Genomic DNA, 21,957 nt, shown 5'->3' on the forward strand with positions numbered 1-21,957 from the left:
GTCGTCAGACCAGCGTCACGGTGATATTGCCACGGGTTGCCTTTGAGTACGGGCAGACCTGGTGGGCCTTCTCCAGGAGGGCCCCGGCGGTTTCCGCGTCGACGTTCGGGATGTGGGCCGAGATCTCGACGATGATCCCGAAGCCGTCGTCGTTCTTGCCGATGCCGACCTTCGCGGTGACCGTCGAGCCGGAGATGTCGGCCTTCTCCTGGCGGGCCACGACGCCCAGCGCGCCCTGGAAGCATGCGCTGTAGCCGGCCGCGAACAGCTGCTCCGGGTTGGTGCCGGCGCCGCTGCCGCCCATCTCCTCGGGCGGGTTCACGACGACGTCGAGCTTTCCGTCGTCGGTGGCGACCCGGCCGTCGCGACCGTTCTCGGCGGTGGCGACGGCGGTGTAGAGGACGTCGGTCTGCTGGATGGACATGCGGTTGTCTTCCTCCTCGGTCCGCCGCGACTCGCGCCCACGATCGACGACGGTTTCGGAAAGAAGTTACCGCATGTCGGAAACATCTGAACAGGCCAGGTAAGACCTACAGCTTGACGATCATCTTTCCGGTGTTGTCGCCGCGCAGGACCCCGAGGAAGGCCTCCAGGTTGTTCTCGATGCCCTCGACGACCGTCTCGCGGTACTTCAGCTGCCCCGAGGCGACCCAGGGGCCGACCTCCCGGACGAACTCGGGCTGCAGGTCGTAGTGGTCGCCGACCAGGATGCCCTCGACACGGAGCCGGTTCTGCAGGATCTTGACCATGTTGCGCGGGCCGGGCGTCGGCTCGGTCGAGTTGTACTGCGAGATCATGCCGCAGATCACGGCCCGGCCCTTGAGGTTGAGCGCGCCGATCGCGGCCTCGAGGTGCTCGCCGCCGACGTTGTCGAAGTAGACGTCGATGCCGTCCGGGGCGGCTTCCTTGAGCTGCTCCCAGACCGGGCCGTTCTTGTAGTTGAACGCCGCGTCGAAGCCGTACTCCTCGACCAGGAGCTTGACCTTCTCGTCGGAGCCGGCCGAGCCGATCACCCGCGAGGCGCCCTTCAGCTTGGCGATCTGGCCCACCTGGCTGCCGACGGCACCCGCGGCGCCGGACACGAAGACCGCGTCGCCCTCCTTGAAGGCACCGACCCGCAGCAGGCCCGCGTACGCCGTCAGACCCGTCATGCCGAGCACACCGAGGTACGTGCTCAGCGGCGCGGCCTCCGCGTCGACCTTGACGGCGGTCCTCGCGTCCACGACCGCGTACTCGCGCCAGCCGAGGAAGTGCAGCAGGTGGTCGCCCACGGCGATGCCCTCGGCGTTGGACTCGACGACCTCGCCGACCGCGCCGCCCTGCATGACCTTGCCCAGTTCGAAGGGCGCGACGTACGACTTGGCGTCACTCATGCGGCCGCGCATGTACGGGTCGACCGAGAGGTACTTGTTGCGGACCAGCACCTGGCCCTCACCCGGGGCCCCGACCTCCGTCTCGACCAGGGCGAAGTCCTCGGGCTTCGGCCAGCCGACGGGACGGCTGAGCAGGTGCCATTCGCGGTTGATCATGACGAGTGCCTTTCAAGCGTGCGGGAAGTACGTCAGATGCTGTGGGTACCAAATACTTCAGCACCTGAAACAACCATGCTCCTGAATATTTCAGGTTGTCAAGTAACGGGGTACCCTGAACCCATGGCCACTCCATCGAACACCCGTCGTCCCGATGAACTGACCCTGGAGGTCGTCGAGCTCATCGGTGACATCGTGGCCCGCTACCACGAGGACTACGAGAACGCCGCCGCCGAGCACTCGCTGACCGGCGCCCAGGCCCGTCTGCTGAGCCTGCTCTCCCTGGAACCGCTGCCCATGCGCAAGCTGGCCCAGAAACTCAAGTGCGAGCCGTCCAACGTGACCGGCATCGTCGACCGCCTGGAGTCCCGCGGCCTGGTGGAACGCCGCCCCGACCCGGCCGACCGGCGCGTGAAGCTGGCGGCGGCGACGCAGGAGGGCCGAAGGGTGGCCAAGGACCTGCGCGAGTCCCTGCGCTTCGCGCGTGAACCGCTGGCGGGGCTCGGCAGGGAGGAACGGCTGGCGCTGAGGGGCCTGCTGCAGCGGATGCTGGGGCAGCCCGAGAGCTGAGAGCCTGAGGCCGGCAGGACCCGACATGCGAGAGGTCCGGCGCACGGGATGCGTACGCCGGACCTCTTCGCACAGGGAGCGGGCCGGGCGGCTCAGCTCCTGCCACCCGACGTCATGTCTTCTTGCGGGCCGTCATGACGCGCTGGACCAGGATGAACACGCACAGCAGCACACCGGTGGCGATCTTCGTCCACCAGGAGCTGAGCGTGCCCTCGAACTGGATGATGCTCTTGATCAGGCCCAGCACCAGCACTCCGAACAGCGTGCCCACCACATAGCCGGAACCGCCCGTCAGCAGCGTGCCGCCGATGACGACCGCTGCGATCGCGTCCAGCTCCATACCGGTCGCGTGCAGCGGGTCACCGGACTGGATGTAGAGGGTGAACAGCAGACCGGCGAGCGCCGAGCAGAAGCCGCTCACCGTGTACACGGCGATCTTGGTGCCGCCCTGCGGGAGACCCATCAGCAGGGCCGACTGCTCGTTGCCGCCGATGGCGTACACGCGCCGCCCGAAGCGGGTGTAGTGCAGGACGTAGAACGCCACGGCGAGGACGACCAGCGCGACGACCGCGCCGATCGACAGGAACCCCATCCCCAGCGACACCTGCGCCGAGGCCATGCTGCTCACCGAGGAGTCGCTGATGGAGATCGACTCCTTGCTGATGACCAGGCACAGGCCGCGGAAGAGGAAGAGGCCGGCGAGGGTCACGATGAAGGGCTGGATCTCGAAGTTGTGGATCACATAGCCCATCAGGAAGCCGCCGAAGGCGCCCGCCGCCAGCGCGATGGGGATCACCACCAGAAGGGGCAGCCCCTCGCGCTCCACCAGCCAGGCCGTCAGCATCGTGGTGAAGCCGATCACCGAGCCGACGGACAGGTCGATGCCGCCGGACAGGATGACGAAGGTGGCACCGACCGCGGCGACCAGCAGATAGCTGTTGTCGATGAACAGGTTCAGGAAGACCTGCGGGTCGTCGAACCCGTAGTACTGGTACCGGCCCAGGCCCACCCCGTACATCACGAGGAAGAGCAGGGCCGTCGCCGCGACGGGCAGACGCCGGTCGCCCAGCAGACGCTGGGCCTTGGACGGGGTACGGCTGTCCACGGCCGTGGGGCTCTGGGTGGTCGCGCTCATCACGACACCTCCATCTTCGGAGCGGCGTCGGTCGCCGCAGCGGTGTCCGCCCCGGCCGCGGCCGGCTTGGCGCCGCCCTTCGCGCCGAACCGGGCGCCGAGCTTGGCACCGAAGACCTTGGCGCGGAACTTCGGGGACTGGAGCAGGCAGACGACGATGACGACGACGGCCTTGAAGACCAGGGTGGTCTGGGTCGGCACACCGATGGTGTAGATCGTGGTCGTCAGGGTCTGGATGACGAGGGCGCCGACCACCGTGCCGCCGATGGAGAACCGGCCGCCCAGCAGCGAGGTGCCGCCGATCACCACCGCGAGGATCGCGTCGAGTTCGATCCACAGACCGGCGTTGTTGCCGTCCGCCGCCGAGGTGTTGGAACTGATCATCAGGCCCGCGACGGCTGCACACAGCGCGCAGAAGACGTAGACCATGATCTTGATGCGCCGGGACCTGATGCCCACGAGGCGGCTGGCCTCGGCGTTGCCGCCGACCGCCTCGATCAGCAGGCCGAGCGCCGTGCGGCGGGTCAGCACCACGGTGACGGCCACGACCACGGCCACCACGAAGATGGAGAACGGCAGCGTCAGCCAGTAGCCGCCGCCGATCAGCTTGTACGGGTCACTGTCGATGGTGATGATCTGGCCGTCGGTGATCAGCTGGGCGACACCGCGTCCCGCGACCATGATGATCAGTGTGGCGATGATCGGCTGGATGCCCATCCTGGCGACCAGGAAGCCGTTCCACAGGCCGCAGACGACCGCGGCCAGCAGGCCGAGACCCATGGCGAGAAGCACCCCGGACAGGGCGTTCTGATCGGCCTGGTGGCTGATGTAGGAGCAGGCGAGTGCCCCGGTGATGGCGACCACGGCACCGACGGAGAGGTCGATGCCGCCGGTGGCGATGACCACGGTCATGCCGACCGCCACCAGGATGAGGGGCGATCCGAACAGAACGATCGAGACGAGGCTGCCGTAGAGGTGGCCGCCCGTCATCTTGACCGAGAAGAAGTCAGGGGTGAAGGGCACGTTGACGAGCAGCAGGAAGACAAGGACCGCGACCGGCCAGAACAGGTGGTGGTGTGTCAGTGCTCGCCATCGGGACGGTGTGGTCACTGAGGGGGTGCTCACTGGTGCTCTCCGCTCGCGATGGTCTCCATGATCCGGCTGCTGGTGATCTCCGGCCCGTTGGCGAGCTGCGCCACCAGCCGGCGGTCGCGCAGCACTCCGATGGTGTGACTGAGCCGGAGTACCTCCTCCAGCTCGGCCGCGATGTACAGCACGGACATGCCCTCCTCGGAGAGCGAGACCACGAGTTTCTGGATCTCCGCCTTGGCGCCGACGTCGATGCCGCGCGTCGGCTCGTCCAGGATCAGCAGCTTCGGCTGGGTGATCAGCCAGCGGGCCAGCAGCACCTTCTGCTGGTTGCCGCCGCTGAGCTGGCCGACCCTGGCCTCTGGGTTGGGGGGCCGGATGTCCAGCGCCTTGATGTACTTGGCGACGAGTTCGTCGCGCTGGGCGACCGGGATGGGCCGCGTCCAGCCGCGCGAGGCCTGCAGGGCCAGGATGATGTTCTCCCGAACCGTCAGATCCGGCACCAGGCCCTCGGTCTTGCGGTTCTCGGAGCAGAAGGCGACACCGGCGCCGATCGCGGCGTTCGGGGCGCTCATCGAGACCTGCTTGCCGCCGATGGTCACCTTGCCGCTGTCCGGATGGTCGGCGCCGAACAACAGCCGGGCGAGTTCGGTCCGGCCCGATCCCAGCAGGCCGGCGAGTCCGAGCACCTCGCCCTTCTTGATCTCCAGGTCGAAGGGGGCGATGCCGCCGCTCCTGCCGAGGCCCTCCGCCTTCAGCAGGGTCTCGCCGACGTCGGAGTGCAGCTGCTGGTCGTGCAGTTCCTCCAGCTGGTCCAGGGCCTTGCCGATCATCAGCTGGATCAGCCCGACCTGGTCGAGGTCGGCGACCATGTGCTCGCCGACGAGGGTGCCGTTGCGCAGGACGGTCATGCGGTCGCAGATCTCGTAGATCTGGTCGAGGAAGTGCGAGACGAACAGGATCGCCACGCCCTCGTCCTTCAGCCGCCGCATCAGGCGGAACAGCTCCTGGACCTCGTCACGGTCGAGGCTGGACGTCGGCTCGTCCAGGACCAGCACCTTGGTGCCCGATCCCTGGCCGTCGCTGTCGCCGGTGCCCACCGACCGCACGATGGCGACCAGTTGCTGCACGGCCAGCGGGTACGAGGACAGGGGCGCGGTGACGTCGATGTCGAGGCCGAGCCGGTCCACCAGCTCCGCCGCCTCCTTGCGCATCCGCTTCCACTGGATCCGGCCCATACGGGTCGGCTCGCGTCCGATGAAGATGTTCTCGGCCACAGAGAGGTTGGGGCAGAGGTTCACCTCCTGGTAGACGGTGCTGATGCCGGCCTGCTGCGCCTGCAGCGGGCTGCCGAACAGCACGGACTTCCCGTCAAGGGTGATCGTGCCGCCGTCCAGGGAGTAGACCCCCGTCAGCACCTTGATCAGGGTGGACTTCCCCGCGCCGTTCTCGCCCATCAGGGCGTGGATCTCGCCGGGGAAGAGCCGGAAGTCGACGTCCGACAGAGCCCGTACCCCCGGGAACTCTTTGACTATGCCCGTCATTTCCAGCACGGGCCGCGGCTCTGCCATGGCAGCGCTCCTTGTGCGATTGGTTCACTCCCGCAGGGAGCCCCCTCGGACCGATGGCTCGGCCGGCCGGAGGCTCCCTGCCGGTGGGTGCGGTGGTCAGTACTTCCGGGTCGGGAGCGCGGCCTTGGCCTGGTCCTGCGTGTAGTCGCCCTCCTTGGTCTTGATCCAGCGCTCGACCTGCTGGCCGTCGTGGACCTTCTTCACGACCTCCATCAGCTGGGGGCCGAGCAGCGGGTTGCACTCGACGATGCCGTTGATCTTGCCCTGGGACATGGCGACGAAGCCGTCGTGGACGCCGTCGACGGAGACGATCAGGATGTCCTTGCCGGGCTTCTTGCCGGCCGCCTCGATCGACTGGATGGCGCCGATGGCCATGTCGTCGTTGTGCGCGAAGAGCACGTTGATGTCCGAGTGGGACTGCAGGAAGGCCGCCATGACCTGCTTGCCGCCGGCCCGGGTGAAGTCACCGCTCTGGCTGGCGACGATCTTCCAGTCGGACTTGTGCTCCGCGTCCATGATCTCCTTGAAGCCCTTGCCGCGCTCGATCGCGGGAGCGGCGCCGGTGGTGCCCTCCAGCTGGGCGATCTTCACCGGGCCCTTGAGGCCGGCCTTCGCGAGGACCTTCTCCAGCATCCGGGCGGCGCGTCGGCCCTCGTCGGTGAAGTCGGAACCGACCAGCGTGACGTACAGGGAGCTGTCGGAGGTCTCCACCGAGCGGTCGGTGAGAACCACCGGGATCTTCGCGGCCTTGGCCTCCTTGAGCACCGCGTCCCAGCCGGTGACGACCACCGGCGAGAAGGCGATGACGTCCACCTTCTGCGCGATGTAGCTGCGGATCGCGGAGATCTGGTTCTCCTGCTTCTGCTGGGCGTCGGAGAACTTGAGGTTGATGCCCGCGTCCTTGGCCGCGGACTTCACCGAGGTCGTGTTGGCGGCGCGCCAGCCGCTCTCCGCGCCGACCTGGGAGAAGCCGAGCGTGAGCGCCTTGCTGCCGCCTCCGGAGCCGGAGCCGGAGCCGCTGTTGTCCTTCTTGGCGCAGGCGGCCAGTCCACCCGCAGCCGCCACGCCGACCGCCGCGGTGAGGAAGTTCCTTCTGTTGAGCATGTTCTTCTCCTTTGAAGAGCCGGCCCGGGGATGGACCGCTGGTACTCGGTGGGACCGGCCGCACTACGTCCAGCCTGTCGATCATTGTTCGGTATTTCGACCACACGGAACCGTGTGTGTGGTTGGTCGGTACGTCAGAGAGGTACGCCCTCCGGTTGGACGGCGTGCGGGAAAGTACTGGCCCTGACGACGAGTTGGGGTTCGATGGCGATCCTGCGCGCGGTGGCGGGTGGCCGCCCCTCGATCAGCTCCAGAAGCATCGCGATGCCGCGCTTTCCCACCGTCGAGAAGTCCTGCCGGACGGTGGTGAGGGGAGGGGCGAAGTACTCCGACTCCGGGATGTCGTCGAAGCCCACCACCGCGACGTCCTGGGGAGTTCGAACCCCGGCCTCCCGCAGCGCCCGCAACACCCCCAGCGCCATCTGGTCGTTGGCGACGAAGACGGCGGTCAGCCCCCGGCCCACCCAGCCGGCCAGTTCCTGGCCGGCGCGGTAACCCGACAGCGGACTCCAGTCCCCGCGCAGCAGCATGGGCGGCTCCACCCCCGCCGCTTCGAGAGTCGCCCGCCAGCCGGCCGCCCGGTCGGCTGCCTCCTGCCAGTCCTCGGGCCCTGCCAGGTGCCAGACGTTACGGTGCCCGGCGGCCAGCAGGTGGCCGGTGGCCAGCCGGGCTCCGAGGTGCTGGTCCACGCTGACGCCGGGAATCTCCACGCCCGGACCGCCGCCCACGACCACCACCGGGAAGGGACAGCGCAGTTCGGACAGTGCGACCACCGCTGACCGCTGCGGGGCGATCGCCACCACTCCTTCCACCCCGCCCTCGCTGAGGTGGTCCAGGGCCTCGGACAGCGTCTCCATGGTCAGCTTGCGCAAAGTGACCGTCGAGACGAGATATCCCTCGGCCCGCGCCGCCTCCTCCAGCGCGAACAAGGTGCTGGCCGGTCCGTAGAGGGTGGTGTCGGAGGCCACCACCCCCAGCGTCCGGGTGCGCCGGGTCACCAGGGCCCGTGCGGATGAGTTGCGGCGGTAGCCCGTCTCCTCGATCACACGCAGCACCCTGGCCCGTGTCTCGTCCCGCACGTTGGGGTGGTTTCCCAGCACGCGGGACACCGTCTGGTGGGACACGCCTGCCAGGCGTGCCACATCGGCCATGGTGGGCGGCCGAAGCTGCGCACTGGTCACGGCCGCACCTCCTTGGCGCTCGTCGGCCTGCAAGGCCCGCGTTGTGGGCGGACGGTCCCGCCCTGCGGCTTCACAAAAGTCTCCGGAAAGGCCCAACAGCACTGGCGGGATCGACTGGTCGGGACACTGCGGGCACGACGCTCATAACTCCCACGCTGATGTTGGACGTTGACCGGTGAATGCGGAGGTCATTGTGAGCGCTAACAAATCGTGGCGGTCAAGAGGGCTGCAGGCGGAAGGCCGTCACGGTTGGATAACGCGACCAAAAAGGCCCGACGAGCGGCCACTCAGGGCAGCTCCTCAACCACGGCCACATCAGGCAAAGTTGACGCCGAGCGGCAGCCCTGCACACACCACCACAGGGAACCCGTGCCCGCCCGCGACGGCGACGCAGACCGCCAGGCGGAGGCTAGTCCGAGGCCGCCGGATCGGCGGTCGAGATCGAGCCCGAGGCGGACAGACCGACGAGCCCCGGGCAGGGCGGAAGCGCCGAACCGGACAGGGCCGGGAAAAAGCCCACCGAACGGACACCCAGGCATGGTCCCCACCACGGCCGCATCAGGCAAGAGTTGCCGCCGAACCGCAGCGCCGCACACATCGCCACAGGAAACCCGTGCACGCTCGCGACGGAGACGGCCGCGGGACGGGGCCGAGGTCGTCGAGCCGAGGCGGGCGGAACGTCGAGCCGGCGGAACCGGGAAAGGCCCGGCCGAACGGGCGCCCAGGGCAGCACCTCAACCGCCGTCACTCAGGCGGAGTCGACGCCTGACGGCAGTGTCACGTGCACCACCACAGGAAGCGTTTGCACGTCTGCGACGGTGCCGGCCGCGGGGAGGGGTTGGAGGTCGTCGGATCCGAAGTCGGGGTCGAGCCCGAGGCGGGCGGGGGCTTCGAGCCGGAGGAGCCGGGGGCGGCTACCGACCGGGTCGACTTGCCGGGGGTCGGTGATGCGTCGCCCTTACGGTCAGTGGACTTGGACGCCGACGGCGAGGCGGAGGCGTCCGGGGAGGCCGAGGGCTTGCCGGCGGAGGCAACCGTTGCGCCGTCCCGGGGGCCTGCCGACTTGCTCGGTTCCGCCGTCGAGCGGTCGACCTCGGCCGCGGACGGGTCGGGGGACGAGGAGAACACCGGTGCGTCCATGCCGAGTTCGGCCAGACTCAGACAACCCGCCGCCAGGACGAAACCCGCGGCGACGAGCAGCGTGCGCTTGCGGCGCCGGCGGTGGAGCGCTGCCTTGCGGTCGCGACGGCTCGCGTCCGTCGCACCGTCCGCGCCACCGGGACTCCGTCGGCCACCCCGGCCCCGCTCACGGCGGCGCGCGGCGCGACCGTACGGCTCGTCACTCTCGCCTTCGTGACCGTCGTAACCGTCGTCGTCAGGATGGGCGCCATGGTCGTCGTGAGCCACCGGGGCGTCATGGCCGACGGGCGCGAGGGCGTCGTCGTACGGCTCCGGCTCGTAGGCATCCCGGTACGCGCGCAACTGCTCGACGCGTGTCCCGCACCCCGCACAGGCGAGGGCGCCGTTGAGGTGCCGTTGGCACGGGTGGCAGTAGTCCATGACGTGGGAAGATTAAGTTCCCGGAGGGTCACGTTCCTAGGCACGACCGTGAAGGTTGTGTGGGAACCGGCCATATCGGCGCGACCGCCGGAGTGAACTGGCACACACCGGGGAGGGGCGACGTACGCAAGAAGCGTCGAAACTGGCGAAACCGTTAGCTGCTCTACCCATTGACACCCCGCTCACACCGTCCTTACTGTCTGCCCAGCATTTCGAACATGAGCCGAAATCTCGAACAGCCGAAGGGTAACTTCCGTGCGCATCACCGGAATCAGCACGCACGTGGTCGGGACACCGTGGCGCAACCTGACCTACGTCCTGGTGCACACCGACGAAGGCATCACGGGTGTCGGCGAGACCCGCATGCTGGGTCACACCGACGCGCTGATCGGATACCTGAGAGAGGCCGAGCAGAACCACATTCTCGGCTCGGACCCGTTCGCCGTCGAGGACCTGACCCGCCGCATGAAGTACGGCGACTACGGCCGCGCCGGCGAGATCGTGATGTCCGGCATCGCCGTCGTCGAGATGGCCTGCTGGGACATCAAGGGCAAGGCCCTCGGCGTTCCGGTGTGGCAGTTGCTCGGCGGCAAGGTCACCGACAAGGTGAAGGCCTACGCCAACGGGTGGTACACCACCGAGCGGACGCCCGAGGCGTACCACAAGGCCGCCCAGGGCGTCATGGAGCGCGGTTACCGGGCGCTGAAGATCGACCCCTTCGGCACCGGGCACTTCGAGCTCGACCACGAGCAGACCATGTACGCGGTCTCGCTGATCGAGGCCGTCCGGGACGCCATCGGCCCGGAGTCCGAGCTGATGCTGGAGATGCACGGCCGCTTCTCCCCCGCCACCGCCGTCCGGCTGGCCAAGGAGCTCGCGCCCTTCAAGCCCGCCTGGTTGGAGGAGCCGGTGCCGCCGGAGAACCTCAAGGCGCTGGAGAAGGTCGCCGCGAAGGTGGACATGCCGGTGGCCACCGGCGAGCGCATCCACGACCGCATCGAGTTCCGGGAGCTCTTCGAGAGCCAGGCCGTCGACATCATCCAGCCGGACGTCGGCCACATCGGCGGCATCTGGGAGACGCGCAAGCTCGCCGCGACCGCCGAGACCCACTACATGCTGGTCGCCCCGCACAACGTGGGCGGGCCGGTGCTCACCTCCGCCTCGCTCCAGGTCGGCTTCACCTCCCCGAACTTCAAGATCCTCGAGCACTTCAACGACTTCGCGGACGCCGAGATCAAGAAGGTGGTCAAGGGCGCGCCGCAGGTGAACCCGGAGGACGGCTGCTTCCACCTCTCCGACGCGCCCGGCCTGGGTGTGGAGCTGGACGTGGACGCCGCCGCCGAGTTCCCCCAGCAGCGGGCGCACTTCGACCTGTGGGCCGAGGGCTGGGAGAAGCGGAACCCGAAGGGCGACCAGTGAGTTCCGCCGCCGTCGTCGTCGACGCCCCGGGCACGTTCCACCTGGCCGAGCACACGCCCCGCGACCCCGGTCCGGGCGAGGCGCTGGTGCGGGTGCACGCGAGCGGGATCTGCGGCAGCGACCGGGAGGTGTTCCAGGGCAACCGGCCCGAGGGGTACGTGCGCTATCCGCTCACGCCCGGCCACGAGTGGTCCGGAACGGTGGAGCGGGTCGGCGCCGGGATCACCGGGACGCTGGTCGGCCGCAAGGTCGTGGGCGAGGGCTTCCGGAACTGCCAGGTGTGCGACCGCTGCCACGCGGGTGAGACCACGCTGTGCAGCGCCGGGTACGAGGAGACCGGCTTCACCCAGCCGGGCGCGATGGCGCCCACGCTCACCCTCCCGGCGAGGCTGCTGCACGTGCTGCCCGACGACGCCGACCTGACGGCGGCGGCCCTGCTGGAGCCGGCCGCCTGCATCGCGGCCGCCGCCCTCAAGGCGAACGCGCAGCCGGGCGAGAGGGTCGCCGTGGTCGGCACCGGCACCCTCGGGATGTTCGCGGTGCAGTTCCTCAAGGCCGTCTCGCCGGTGGAGCTGCTGGTCGTCGGCACCCGCCGGGACCGCGAGGCACTGTCGCGGCGGTACGGCGCGACCGACTTCCGCACGAAGGACGAGCCGCTCCCGGACGACTTCGACGTCGTCATCGAGACCGCCGGGTCCGCCGACGCCGCGCGGACCTCCGCCGCTCTGCTGCGGCGTGGCGGGCGCCTGGTCCTCACCGGGATCCCGGCGCCGGGTGCGAACGGGCTCGACCCCACGGATCTGGTCGTACGACAGCTGGAGGTGCACTCCGTCTTCGGGGCGCCGCCGGACGCCTGGGCGCACACCGTGCGGGTGTTCGGGGCCGGATTGCTCGATCCGCTGCCGCTGGTCACGCACGAGCTGCCGCTCGCCGAGTTCCCGCAGGCCATCGAGCTCGTCGGGTCCGGTGATCCCAAGGTCGGCAAGGTCCTCCTCCGCCCCTAGCCGTACGCCGGTGCGGGGGTGACCTGACGACCCCCGCACCGGCGTACACCCAAGCCCCGCACGACTTGAGCCGCGAACCTTGTCCGAAATTTCGAACACTAAGGACACCCTGTGACCGACGCTTCCGCCCCGGCAGCCCGTCGACCCGGCGAGCAGGCGCTCGCCGCCCTCGGTCTGGGCGCGCCCGACCTCTCCCCCGCCGACGCCTCGCCCCACACCTTCCCGGGCGGCGGCCGCTGGCGCACCGAGATCCCCTCGTGCGAGGGTCCCGAAGCGCTGGCCGTCGTCCTGAAGGAAGCCTCGCGGCTCGATGTGCCGATCCACCGGATCAGCCAGGGCAGCGGCGTATGGATGCTGACCGACGCCGAGATCACCGAGATGGTCGAGGCGACCGGCGAACGGGACATCGAACTCTGCCTGTTCACCGGCCCGCGCGGCACCTGGGACATCGGCGGCTCCACGCGCACCGACTCGCGGGGGGCCGGTCTGCGCGCCCGCGGGTACGACGCCGTCGCCGGGTGCGTCGAAGATGCCGTCCGCGCAACGGAGTTGGGCGTCAAGTGCCTGCTGGTCGCCGACGAGGGCGTGCTGTGGACGCTGCACCGCGCACGCGTCGCCGGGATCATCCCGGCCGACACCACCCTGAAGGTCTCGGCGCTGATCGGTCCGGTCAACCCCGCCGCGTACGCGGTGTACGAGCAGCTGGGCGGCGACTCCCTCAACGTGCCCAGCGATCTGACGCTGGATCACCTCACCGAGATCCGGCGGGTCTCCGCCGCCCCCATGGACATGTACATCGAGGCCCCCGACGACCTGGGGGGATACGTCCGGATGTACGAGGTCGCCGAGCTGATCCGGCGCGGGGCACCGCTGTACCTGAAGTTCGGGCTGTCCAAGGCGCCCGGCATCTACCCGTACGGCAACCACATGCGGGACCTGACGCTCGCCACCGCCAAGGAACGCGTCCGGCGCGGCCGACTGGCCCTCGACCTGCTCGCACGGCACGGAGCCGACGGCGACATGGCCCCCCTCGGCTCACGGCTGCCCGGCACGCTCAAGCGGTTCGACACGTCCGCATAACGTTCGCACAATGCCCCCTTCACAGAAGAAGACGGGCTCAAACAGAATCCCACATACCCCTCGGTCTCCCGCACCCGCCGTCCAAGCGTCCTTGCACAGCCGGACCGAGTCTGCCCCACAACATCAAGGATGATGACCATGCGCACTCGCAGAGCCGCACTCGCCGCCGTCGCCGGAGCCGCTTCCCTCGCCCTGACCCTGTCCGCCTGCGGCCAGAACAGCACGGGCGGCAGCAAGGAGAAGGCGGGCAGTGCCAAGGGCGGCACCATCGGTATCGCGATGCCCACCAAGTCCTCCGAGCGCTGGATCGCCGACGGCAAGAACGTCGTCAAGGACCTTGAGGCCAAGGGCTACAAGACCAAGCTGGTCTACGGCGAGGACAACCCCGACCAGCAGGTCTCGCAGATCGAGAACCTGATCACGCAGGGCGTCAAGGGCCTGATCATCGCGGCCATCGACAACAAGTCGCTGAACAACGTGCTGCAGCAGGCCGCGGACGCCCACATCCCGGTGATCTCCTACGACCGACTGATCCTCGGCACTAAGAACGTCGACTACTACGCCTCGTTCGACAACGAGAAGGTCGGCAAGCTCCAGGGCTCGTACATCGTGCAGAAGCTCGGCCTGGACAGCGGCAAGAAGGGCCCGTTCAACATCGAGCTGTTCGCCGGCTCCAACGACGACAACAACACCAAGTACTTCTTCAACGGCGCGATGAGCGTGCTCCAGCCGTACATCGACAAGAAGCAGCTGGTCGTCAAGTCCAAGCAGACCGCGCTCAACCAGGTCACCACGCTGCGCTGGGACGGCGCCACCGCGCAGAAGCGCATGGAGGACATCCTCACCTCCACGTACGGCAACGCCAAGGTCGACGCGGTCCTGTCGCCGTACGACGGCATCTCCATCGGAATCATCGCCGCCTTGAAGTCGGACGGTTACGGCTCGGCCGCCAAGCCGCTGCCCGTGATCACCGGCCAGGACGCCGAGCTCGCCTCGGTGAAGTCGATCATCGCGGGCCAGCAGACGCAGACCGTCTACAAGGACATCCGCAAGCTCGCCAAGGTCGCCTCGACCATGATCGACGACGTCCTCAACGGCAAGAAGCCCGAGATCAACGACACCAAGTCTTACGGCAACGGTGTCAAGACCGTCCCCGCCTACCTGCTGCAGCCGGTGAGCGTCGACAAGACCAACTACACCAAGGAACTGGTCGACACCGGCTACTACACGGCTGACCAGCTGAAGTAGTCCCCCTGTCGGTGGAGTCGGCCACGCGGCGGAGCCACATGTCGACACTCACACCGGCCGTTCCTACGGATTGAAAGGGCACACCATGGCGGGACCCGTCCTGGAAATGCGCTCGATCGTCAAGACCTTTCCCGGGGTCAAAGCGCTGTCGGACGTCACGCTGACGGTCCGTCAGGGCGAGGTCCATGCCATCTGCGGTGAGAACGGCGCCGGGAAGTCCACCTTGATGAAGGTGCTCTCCGGCGTCCATCCGCACGGCACCTACGAGGGCGACATCCTCTTCGAGGGTGAGACCTGCGAGTTCAAGGACATCCGGGCGAGCGAGCAGCGCGGCATCGTGATCATCCATCAGGAGCTGGCACTGGTGCCGTTCCTGTCGATCGCGGAGAACATCTTCCTCGGCAACGAACACGCCTCGGGCGGGTTCATCAACTGGAACGAGACGCTCAAGCACGCCACCGAGCTGCTGCGCCGGGTCGGTCTGACCGACCACCCGGAGACCCGCATCGCCGACATCGGCGTGGGCAAGCAGCAGCTGGTGGAGATCGCCAAGGCGCTGTCCAAGAAGGTGAAGCTGCTGATCCTCGACGAGCCGACCGCGGCTCTCAACGACGAGGACAGCGGCAAGCTCCTGCAGCTCATCCTGGAGTTGAAGAAGCAGGGCATCACCTCGATCATCATCTCCCACAAGCTGAACGAGATCCGGCGGGTCGCCGACTCGGTGACGATCATCCGCGACGGCAGGTCCATCGAGACCCTCGATGTGAAGTCCGCGGAGACCACCGAGGACCGCATCATCTCCGGCATGGTCGGCCGCGATCTCGACACCCGCTTCCCCGAACGCACCGCGTACGAGGGCGAGCTGGACGCGGCACCCGCGCTGGAGATCCGCAACTGGACGGTGCACCACCCGATCGACCAGCAGCGCAAGGTGGTCGACGACGTGTCGATCAACGTGCGGCGCGGGGAGATCGTCGGCATCGCGGGTCTGATGGGCGCGGGCCGCACGGAGCTGGCCATGAGCGTCTTCGGGCGCAGCTACGGCCGGTACGCGGGCGGCACGGTCCTCAAGGACGGCAAGGAGATCCGTACGAAGTCCGTCGCGGAGGCGGTCGAGCACGGCATCGCGTACGTCACCGAGGACCGCAAGCACTACGGCCTCAACCTCATCGACAACATCAACCGGAACATCTCGCTGACCGCCCTGGGCAAGGTCGCGAGCCGCGGTGTGGTCGACGAGCACGAGGAGCGGAAGGTCTCCGAGCGCTTCCGCAAGTCCATGAACATCAAGGCGCCGACCGTCTTCGAGACGGTGGGCAGGCTCTCCGGCGGCAACCAGCAGAAGGTCGTCCTCAGCAAGTGGATCTTCGCGGGTCCCGAGGTGCTGATCCTGGACGAGCCGACGCGCGGCATCGACGTGGGCGCCAAGTACGAGATCTACACGGTCATCGACCAGCTGGCCGCGGAGGGCAAGGCGGTCGTCTTCATCTCCTCCGAGCTGCCGGAGCTGCTCGGGATGTGCGACCGCATCTACACCATGGCCGCCGGGCGGCTCACGGGTGAGGTCCCGCGGGCCGAGGCCACGCAGGAAGTGCTGATGCGCCAGATGACGAAGGACAAAGAGGTAACCCGATGAGCACGGATGTGACGGACAAGGTCCCGGCCTCGGCGCCGCCCGGGAAGAGCGGAGGGTCGGCCTCCGGCGAGAACCTGCTGCAGCTGATGCTGGGCGGTCTGCGCCGCAACATGCGGCAGTACGGCATGCTGATCGCGCTCGGCCTGATCGTGGTCCTGTTCCAGGTGTGGACCGGCGGCGACCTGCTGCTGCCGCGCAACGTCTCCAACCTGGTGCTGCAGAACAGCTACATCCTGATCCTCGCGATCGGCATGATGCTGGTGATCATCGCGGGTCACATCGATCTGTCGGTCGGTTCACTGACCGCCTTCGTGGGCGCGTTCGCGGCCGTGCTGACGGTGCAGCACAGCGTGGCCTGGCCGGTGGCGCTGGTGCTGTGCCTGCTGGTGGGTGCGGCCGCGGGTGCGGTACAGGGGTTCCTCATCGCGTATCTCGGCATACCGTCGTTCATCGTGACCCTCGCGGGCATGCTGCTCTTCCGCGGTCTGACGGAGATCTTCCTGCAGGGCCAGACCCTCGGCCCGTTCCCGAACGGTCTGCAGAACCTCGGCAACGGCTTCCTGCCGGAGGTCGGCCCGAACACCAACTACCACAACCTCACGCTGCTGCTGGGCTTCGTCCTGCTGGCCTTCGTGGTCTACCAGGAGGTCCGCGACCGCAAGCGCCAGCAGGAGTTCTCGCTGGACGTGCTGCCGCGCAACGCCTTCCTGCTGAAGCTGGTCGCCATCGCCGCCGCGATCCTCGCGGTCACGATGCTGCTCGCCAGCTACCAGGGCGCCCCGATCATCCTGATCGTCCTCGGTGTGCTGGTGGTCGGCTACGGCTACGTCATGCGCAACGCGGTCTTCGGCCGGCACATCTACGCCATCGGCGGCAACCTGCCGGCGGCGAAGCTGTCCGGCGTCAAGGACAAGAAGGTCACCTTCCTTGTCTTCCTGAACATGGGAGTGCTCGCGGCCCTGGCGGGTCTGGTGGTCGCCGCCCGTCTGAACGCAGCCTCTCCGAAGGCGGGCCTGAACTTCGAACTCGAGGCGATCGCCTCGTCGTTCATCGGTGGCGCGTCCATGAGCGGCGGTGTCGGTACCGTCCTCGGCGCGATCATCGGCGGTCTCGTCCTCGGCGTGCTGAACAACGGCATGAACCTCCTCAGCGTCGGCACCGACTGGCAGCAGGTCATCAAGGGCCTCGCCCTGCTGGCCGCGGTCGGGTTCGACGTGTGGAACAAGCGCAAGTCCGGCTCGTAGACCAAAGTGACCGGATCGGGCCCCGCCGCACGGCGGGGCCCTTCCCATGAGAGGAGAGGCAGGACCGGTGAAATCGCTCTTCGGCAAGCTCGCCGACGGCACGGAGGTCCACCGCTGGTCGCTGGAGAACGGCGGCACCCGGCTGAAGGTCCTGAACTGGGGTGGTGTCGTCCAGGCTCTGGAGATCCCGGACCGCGACGGCCACTACGCCAACGTCTGCCTCGGCTTCGACAACATCGACGACTACGTCGCCAAGACCCCGTACTTCGGCGCGCTGATCGGCCGCTACGGCAACCGCATCGCCAAGGGCCGGTTCACTCTGGACGGCAAGACCTGCCAGCTGTCCGTGAACGACGACGTCAACAGCCTGCACGGCGGCAAGCAGGGCTTCGACAAACGCATCTGGGACGTCGAGCCGTTCGCCGAGGGCTCCGACGTCGGCCTGGTGCTGCACTGCACCAGCGTCGACGGCGAGATGGGCTACCCCGGCACCCTCAAGGCGAAGGTGACGTACACCCTCACCGGGCACGGCGACTGGATCATCGACTACGAGGCCACCACCGACCAGGCCACGGTCGTCAACCTCACCAGCCACGTCTACTGGAACCTGGCCGGCGAGGGCAGCGGCACCGTCGAGGACCACGAGCTCACGATCGAGGCGTCCCGCTACACGCCCACCGACGCGGGCCTGATCCCCACGGGCGAACTGGCGACGGTGACCGGCACCCCCTTCGACTTCCGCGAGACCAAGGCGATCGGCCGCGACATCCGCGACGGCCACGTCCAGCAGACACACGCCAAGGGCTACGACCACAACTGGGTCCTGGACAAGGGCATCACGTCCGAGCCCGAGCACGTCGCCACCCTGCGCGACCCGCGCTCCGGCCGCACCCTGAAGATCGCCACCGACCAGCCGGGCCTGCAGTTCTACTCCGGCAACTTCCTCGACGGCACCCTGACCGGCACCGGCGGCAGGACCTACCGCCAGGGTGACGCGCTGTGCCTGGAGACGCAGCACTTCCCGGACTCTCCGAACGACGCGCACTTCCCGTCCACGGTGCTGCGGCCGGGGCAGACGTACAGGACGAGGACGGTGCACACCTTCGGGACGTGACGCCGGGCACCCGGACGGGGACGATGAGCAACGCCTTCCGGTTCCCGAACTCACACAGTTCTCACGTTGGTTGAACAGCGCTCCAGCCGTCTCCGTATGAAGGGGCGGCCCGTGCTCCCCCGCGCGGGCCACCCAAACGCGACGGGCCCGGTCGTCCCTGCCGGGCCCGCCCCATACGGAGGTTCCATGGCCGACAACGTCACCTCGCTGTTCCGCAGCGACGCGGCACACAGCCCGTCGATGGCGGCGCTGACGCGGCAGGGCGGCGACGGGACCGGCCCCGTGGACTTCTGCGTCCCCGGCAATCCGTACTTCCCCACTCCGGCCATGTTCGAGGAGATGTCGGCCCGCCTGCGCGACATCGTCACGTACTACCCGAGCAGCGCCGACACGATCACCGCCGAGCTGTGCAACCTGCTGCAGCTCCCGCCGCAGTGCGTGGCGATGGGCAACGGCTCGACCGAACTGATCACCTGGATCGACCACCTGATGGTCCGCGAGTCCCTGGCCATCCCCGTCCCCACCTTCGGCCGCTGGACCGACCAGCCGATGGAGACCGGCAAGCGGGTTGACATGTTCCCGCTGCAGGAGTCCAGCGGCTTCGCCCTGGACCTCGCCAAGTACGCCGAGTTCATCCGGGCCCGCGGCACCCGCGTCGCCGTCGTCTGCAACCCGAACAACCCCGACGGCGGCTTTCTGCACCGGCAGTCCCTCGTGCAGTTCATGGACGGGATGGCCGACCTGGACCTGGTCGTCGTCGACGAGTCGTTCCTCGAGTTCGCGGACGCCGAGGCCGAACCGTCGGTCGTCCAGGAGGCGATGATCCGCCCGAACGTCGTCGTGCTGCGCAGCCTCGGCAAGAACTTCGGTCTGCACGGCATACGTTTCGGCTACCTGGTCGCCAACCCGGCCCTGGCCGGCCGGGTCCGCTCCATGCTCCCGAAGTGGAACCTCAACTCCTTGGCCGAGTACGTGGTGTTCATGCTCAAGGAGCACGGCGCCGAGTACGCGCAGAGCCTCCACCAGGTGCGCCGTGACCGCCTGGACATGGCCGGCCAGCTCTCGGCCCTCCCCGGCCTCACGGTCTACCCCTCCCAGGGCAACTTCCTCTTCGTACGTCTCCCCGTGGGCGCCGAAGGCACCGTGGTCCGGGACCGGATGCTCGCCGAGCACCGGATCCTGGTCCGCGAGTGCGGCAACAAGATCGGTTCGTCCAGCCGCTTCCTGCGACTCGTGGTGCGCCCCCAGGTGGATGTGCGTCGCCTGGTGTCCGGCCTGGAACAGGTGCTCTACGGGACCAGGAGGGGAGCCGCCGTACCCGAGCTGGGCACCGGGACCAGCTACAGCTCGGGTACGGCGGCCGTGGACCGCCTGGTCAGCGCCACCAACGGGGCGGGGATGCCGCTCGCTGCGCAGGCTGGGCAGTACATGGGCATCGGGGTACCGATGCCGGCGGCGGCGCAGGCTCCCGTGCCGGCGGCGGCGCAGATGCCGATGCAGCCCGTCCCCGCACCCATGCAACCCGCACCGACACCGATGCAGCCCGTCCCGGCACCCGTGCAGCCCGTCCCCGCACCCATGCAGCCCGTCCCGGCACCCATGCAGCCCGTCCCGGCACCCATGCCTGCAGCAGCGCCCATGCCCGCCCCGGCCCCCGGCCCGACCCCGCCCGGCGTCCCGGCCCGCGGCGGCCTCACGGCGGCGCAGGTACGCGGCACCACCGGTCCCGTCCCGGACCTCACCCCGGCCCCGGCAACGGGCTGGCCGAACGCCCAGAGCTGGCCGAACGCTGCGGGGATGGGACAAGCGGGCTAGTCGTCGTTGGGGTGCGGTGCGTGGCCGGGTGCGGGCTCGTCGTGAGGGGCCACACCACCCGCAGCCGCCAACTGACGTCCGCCCCTGCTCAGTAGGCGACCGCCGTAGGTGTTCCAGCACCGGCGTCCCGCGTGACGGCACGCCGGACGGGCTAATCCGGCGCGCTGGACTCCCCGGTCCCGGCGAGGCTGAGGGCAGGGCCTGCCCAGCGTCTGCGGCATGATCCGCCGGACAGGCCCTGAGGTCCGCGCAAGATCGGAGATGTCCATGGGCGGTTGCGCCGAGGCGATGGTCACGGTCATGCCCGAGCCGGGCGGACGGGCCCGGCTCGCCTCTCCGCCCGGCACCGGTCGCGGCCAGTGAGTACCCGGTTCATGCGTATCGCGGTCATCGGGGACTGCCCGCTCTTCCGGTACGGCGTCTCGCGACTGATCGGCACCGCGCCCGACCTCCACCTCGTTGTCACGGCGCCCTCGATCCAGGCCGCGGACGGCGGTCTGCACCGCGCCGACGTGGTCCTGATGGATCTGCAGCAGTCGCCCCCGAGGCTCGCCGCGACCGTGGCGGAGCTGCGGGAGCGGGGGCACGCCGTCATCGTCACGTCGTCAGCCGCGCAGATCGACGCGGCTCAGGCGATCCGGGCGGGGGCCGGCGGATATCTGAGTCGGCAGGCCGAGGGCGAGGAACTGTTGACGGCGATTCGGGTCGTGGGCTCGGGCCGCAGTTATGTGTCCGGGCCCGCCGGCCATCTGCTGGAAGAATCCCCGCGCTTCACGGACCGCGAGCAGGACATTCTGAGACTTGTCGTCGGTGGCGCGACGGACCAGGAAATCGCCGACAAGCTGTGCATCAGCAAGCACACCGTGCAGTCGCATCTCGACCGAATCGGCGAGAAGACAGGATATCGGCGCCGTTCCGACCTCACCCGGCTCGCGATCGAGTACGGGCTGACGTACCGAGAATAGAGCTGCTGGGGGGCAGCTGCTGTGGGCCGTCCTGCCCCGCCACCCGTGGGTAGTTGTCTCCCTTGACCACCACGGGCCGGGGTCAGACCTTGGGTAGAGGAAACCTCACCGGATCAGTCGCAGCCATTTCCCAGCGCGAGCCGCCAAGCTAGGAGAAGTCATGCGTAGTCGCGTCGCAATTCTCGCCGTCACGGCGATGCTCCCTCTGACAGCCGTCGCCTCGCTCGCGGCTGCGGATCAGGCAGCAGCCGACCCGAGAAGTGGCGAGGTCGTGGTCACGGGGACGGTCGATGACTGCGAGAACGGACAGCCTCCCAGGACCGTGCAGATAACCGCAAAGACAAACCCGAGGATAACCCTGATCGACCAAAATCCGGGCGTGGGGACAGCAGGCGCGTACTCGGTCACCTTCGGCAATATCCCCAAGGGCAAGAACAACAATGGCGTAAAGGGCACGGTGGTCGTGACCTGCCAGAACGACAATTACACTGACGGCTTCAGGATCAAGCGTCCGCCAGGAGAAGGGGACCTGGTCCAGAGGCAGGATCTCCAGCCGTAGAGCCGCACAGCACGTGGACGGTCGTGCGGGGGGCGCTTACACCAGGCCCCGCAGAACACGGCTGGTCACGTTACCCGGGCAGCCCAGCAACCCCAAAGGGTTGTGGTGGGTTTGTTTGACGGGGTAGTGGTCCAA

Annotated in this window: 19 protein-coding genes; 11 read left to right on the top strand and 8 right to left on the bottom strand. The window is 68.3% G+C overall.

Annotated features, from left to right (window positions below; translation table 11 throughout):
- Window positions 1-4 precede the first annotated feature (4 nt).
- Complete coding sequence (locus AB0N07_RS38035) at window positions 5-424, bottom strand: organic hydroperoxide resistance protein (RefSeq protein WP_365843246.1); 420 nt, start codon at window positions 422-424, stop codon at window positions 5-7.
- 106 nt (window positions 425-530) lie between these two features.
- Complete coding sequence (locus AB0N07_RS38040) at window positions 531-1,529, bottom strand: NADP-dependent oxidoreductase (protein WP_365843248.1); 999 nt, start codon at window positions 1,527-1,529, stop codon at window positions 531-533.
- Between the two features lie 123 nt (window positions 1,530-1,652).
- Between AB0N07_RS38040 and AB0N07_RS38045 the strand changes: the two genes are divergently transcribed.
- Complete coding sequence (locus AB0N07_RS38045; RefSeq protein ID WP_365843250.1) at window positions 1,653-2,099, top strand: MarR family transcriptional regulator; 447 nt, start codon at window positions 1,653-1,655, stop codon at window positions 2,097-2,099.
- Between the two features lie 112 nt (window positions 2,100-2,211).
- On the opposite strand, the gene yjfF is transcribed toward AB0N07_RS38045, so the two are convergent.
- The 6 genes from yjfF to AB0N07_RS38075 all read right to left on the bottom strand — a co-directional run bounded on the left by yjfF (window position 2,212) and on the right by AB0N07_RS38075 (window position 9,738).
- A complete protein-coding gene (gene yjfF, locus AB0N07_RS38050) occupies window positions 2,212-3,234 on the bottom strand; it encodes a galactofuranose ABC transporter, permease protein YjfF (RefSeq protein ID WP_365843252.1) in 1,023 nt (340 codons plus the stop codon).
- Complete coding sequence (locus AB0N07_RS38055) at window positions 3,234-4,343, bottom strand: ABC transporter permease (protein ID WP_365843280.1); 1,110 nt, start codon at window positions 4,341-4,343, stop codon at window positions 3,234-3,236. The genes yjfF and AB0N07_RS38055 overlap by 1 nt, the downstream gene beginning before the upstream one ends.
- A gap of 11 nt (window positions 4,344-4,354) precedes the next feature.
- On the bottom strand, window positions 4,355-5,893 hold the full coding sequence (locus AB0N07_RS38060; protein WP_365843254.1) for a sugar ABC transporter ATP-binding protein: 1,539 nt from the start codon (window positions 5,891-5,893) through the stop codon (window positions 4,355-4,357).
- A gap of 96 nt (window positions 5,894-5,989) precedes the next feature.
- Window positions 5,990-6,997: an ABC transporter substrate-binding protein gene (locus AB0N07_RS38065; RefSeq protein ID WP_365843256.1), complete on the bottom strand. Its 1,008-nt coding sequence runs from the start codon at window positions 6,995-6,997 to the stop codon at window positions 5,990-5,992.
- 134 nt (window positions 6,998-7,131) lie between these two features.
- Window positions 7,132-8,178: a LacI family DNA-binding transcriptional regulator gene (locus AB0N07_RS38070; RefSeq protein ID WP_365843258.1), complete on the bottom strand. Its 1,047-nt coding sequence runs from the start codon at window positions 8,176-8,178 to the stop codon at window positions 7,132-7,134.
- A gap of 777 nt (window positions 8,179-8,955) precedes the next feature.
- On the bottom strand, window positions 8,956-9,738 hold the full coding sequence (locus tag AB0N07_RS38075; RefSeq protein ID WP_365843260.1) for a hypothetical protein: 783 nt from the start codon (window positions 9,736-9,738) through the stop codon (window positions 8,956-8,958).
- 255 nt (window positions 9,739-9,993) lie between these two features.
- On the opposite strand from AB0N07_RS38075, the gene AB0N07_RS38080 reads away from it, so the two are divergent.
- The 10 genes from AB0N07_RS38080 to AB0N07_RS38125 all read left to right on the top strand — a co-directional run bounded on the left by AB0N07_RS38080 (window position 9,994) and on the right by AB0N07_RS38125 (window position 21,822).
- Complete coding sequence (locus tag AB0N07_RS38080) at window positions 9,994-11,157, top strand: mandelate racemase/muconate lactonizing enzyme family protein (RefSeq protein WP_365843262.1); 1,164 nt, start codon at window positions 9,994-9,996, stop codon at window positions 11,155-11,157.
- A 41-nt stretch (window positions 11,158-11,198) separates the two neighbouring features.
- Complete coding sequence (locus AB0N07_RS38085; protein ID WP_365843282.1) at window positions 11,199-12,161, top strand: alcohol dehydrogenase catalytic domain-containing protein; 963 nt, start codon at window positions 11,199-11,201, stop codon at window positions 12,159-12,161.
- Between the two features lie 111 nt (window positions 12,162-12,272).
- Window positions 12,273-13,241 carry a hypothetical protein gene (locus tag AB0N07_RS38090; RefSeq protein ID WP_365843264.1) on the top strand — a complete coding sequence of 323 codons (969 nt, stop codon included), beginning with the start codon at window positions 12,273-12,275 and terminating at the stop codon, window positions 13,239-13,241.
- A gap of 138 nt (window positions 13,242-13,379) precedes the next feature.
- Window positions 13,380-14,489, top strand: a complete 1,110-nt coding sequence (gene chvE, locus AB0N07_RS38095; protein ID WP_365843266.1) for a multiple monosaccharide ABC transporter substrate-binding protein — start codon at window positions 13,380-13,382, stop codon at window positions 14,487-14,489.
- A gap of 85 nt (window positions 14,490-14,574) precedes the next feature.
- A complete protein-coding gene (gene mmsA / locus AB0N07_RS38100) occupies window positions 14,575-16,125 on the top strand; it encodes a multiple monosaccharide ABC transporter ATP-binding protein (RefSeq protein WP_365843268.1) in 1,551 nt (516 codons plus the stop codon).
- Window positions 16,122-17,369 (top strand): multiple monosaccharide ABC transporter permease, encoded by a 1,248-nt coding sequence (mmsB, locus tag AB0N07_RS38105; protein WP_365843270.1) that lies wholly within the window; start codon window positions 16,122-16,124, stop codon window positions 17,367-17,369. Before mmsA ends, mmsB begins: the two co-directional genes overlap by 4 nt.
- Before the next feature lie 46 nt (window positions 17,370-17,415).
- Window positions 17,416-18,483, top strand: coding sequence for an aldose epimerase family protein (locus AB0N07_RS38110; RefSeq protein WP_365843272.1), 1,068 nt, complete (start codon window positions 17,416-17,418; stop codon window positions 18,481-18,483).
- Between the two features lie 186 nt (window positions 18,484-18,669).
- Window positions 18,670-20,298: a histidinol-phosphate transaminase gene (locus tag AB0N07_RS38115; protein WP_365843274.1), complete on the top strand. Its 1,629-nt coding sequence runs from the start codon at window positions 18,670-18,672 to the stop codon at window positions 20,296-20,298.
- A gap of 374 nt (window positions 20,299-20,672) precedes the next feature.
- Window positions 20,673-21,263, top strand: coding sequence for a response regulator transcription factor (locus tag AB0N07_RS38120; RefSeq protein WP_365843276.1), 591 nt, complete (start codon window positions 20,673-20,675; stop codon window positions 21,261-21,263).
- Window positions 21,264-21,423: 160 nt separating this feature from the next.
- Entirely contained in the window at window positions 21,424-21,822 is a 399-nt protein-coding gene (locus AB0N07_RS38125) for a hypothetical protein (protein ID WP_365843278.1), read from the top strand.
- Window positions 21,823-21,957: the final 135 nt, after the last annotated feature.

The organism is Streptomyces sp. NPDC051172, from assembly GCF_040682555.1.
Classification (GTDB): Bacteria; Actinomycetota; Actinomycetes; order Streptomycetales; family Streptomycetaceae; genus Streptomyces.

Bases quoted from the DNA above. Each gene is read 5' to 3' on its own strand.
- AB0N07_RS38125 (WP_365843278.1), top strand. From the start codon at position 21,424: ATGCGTAGTCGCGTCGCAATTCTCGCCGTCACGGCGATGCTCCCTCTG.
- AB0N07_RS38045 (WP_365843250.1), top strand. From the start codon at position 1,653: ATGGCCACTCCATCGAACACCCGTCGTCCCGATGAACTGACCCTGGAG.
- AB0N07_RS38035 (WP_365843246.1), bottom strand. From the start codon at position 424: ATGTCCATCCAGCAGACCGACGTCCTCTACACCGCCGTCGCCACCGCC.
- AB0N07_RS38110 (WP_365843272.1), top strand. From the start codon at position 17,416: ATGAGAGGAGAGGCAGGACCGGTGAAATCGCTCTTCGGCAAGCTCGCC.
- AB0N07_RS38120 (WP_365843276.1), top strand. From the start codon at position 20,673: ATGCGTATCGCGGTCATCGGGGACTGCCCGCTCTTCCGGTACGGCGTC.
- yjfF (WP_365843252.1), bottom strand. From the start codon at position 3,234: ATGAGCGCGACCACCCAGAGCCCCACGGCCGTGGACAGCCGTACCCCG.
- AB0N07_RS38060 (WP_365843254.1), bottom strand. From the start codon at position 5,893: ATGGCAGAGCCGCGGCCCGTGCTGGAAATGACGGGCATAGTCAAAGAG.
- mmsB (WP_365843270.1), top strand. From the start codon at position 16,122: ATGAGCACGGATGTGACGGACAAGGTCCCGGCCTCGGCGCCGCCCGGG.
- chvE (WP_365843266.1), top strand. From the start codon at position 13,380: ATGCGCACTCGCAGAGCCGCACTCGCCGCCGTCGCCGGAGCCGCTTCC.
- AB0N07_RS38115 (WP_365843274.1), top strand. From the start codon at position 18,670: ATGGCCGACAACGTCACCTCGCTGTTCCGCAGCGACGCGGCACACAGC.
- mmsA (WP_365843268.1), top strand. From the start codon at position 14,575: ATGGCGGGACCCGTCCTGGAAATGCGCTCGATCGTCAAGACCTTTCCC.
- AB0N07_RS38075 (WP_365843260.1), bottom strand. From the start codon at position 9,738: ATGGACTACTGCCACCCGTGCCAACGGCACCTCAACGGCGCCCTCGCC.
- AB0N07_RS38040 (WP_365843248.1), bottom strand. From the start codon at position 1,529: ATGATCAACCGCGAATGGCACCTGCTCAGCCGTCCCGTCGGCTGGCCG.
- AB0N07_RS38065 (WP_365843256.1), bottom strand. From the start codon at position 6,997: ATGCTCAACAGAAGGAACTTCCTCACCGCGGCGGTCGGCGTGGCGGCT.